This window comes from Algoriphagus sp., from assembly GCF_024642405.1.
GTDB lineage: Bacteria > Bacteroidota > Bacteroidia > Cytophagales > Cyclobacteriaceae > Algoriphagus.
The window spans coordinates 7,282-7,856 of sequence record NZ_JAHEBC010000175.1; the positions used below are offsets into that span (position 1 = coordinate 7,282).

The 575-nt window shown below is 40.0% G+C and carries 1 pseudogene; it reads left to right on the top strand.

What is annotated here, in order from left to right:
- A pseudogene (locus Q0L68_RS13055) lies at positions 1–575 on the top strand (N-acetylglucosamine-6-phosphate deacetylase); the annotation flags it as partial.

Here is a 575-nt window from a genome sequence, read left to right on the forward strand (position 1 = left end):
ACTTTTCGATATTCAGGTCAATGGATATGCAGGGATGGATTACAATGAAGTTCAAAGCAATACTTCTGACTTAATTCAAATCTCTCAAAAGCTTTATCAGCAAGGAGTAACTTCACACTTTCCAACTATTATCACCACAAGTCCAGATCAATTTTCCCTTTTGATTCGTCAGGTTTTAGAGCTCCGGGAACTTGATGAATCGGCTAGATTGAGTATAACTGGGCTTCATATTGAGGGTCCCTTTATTTCCTCCGAAGATGGACCTCGTGGAGCTCATCCACGTGAACATGTTATTGCTCCCAAATGGGAACTAGTTCAAAAATGGCAGGAAGAAGCAAAAGGATTGATTCGAATAATCACTTTTTCTCCTGAATGGGAAAATTCAATTTCATTTATCAAATCCTGCGTGAACAACGGAATTTTAGTTTCCATAGGTCATACCAAAGCATCTCCCAAGCAAATAATAGATGCAGTTCAAGCAGGAGCCAGACTTTCTACCCATTTGGGAAATGGCATGCATCCGGTTTTGGCAAGACATCCTAATTATTTATGGTCTCAACTATCGGAAGATGGGC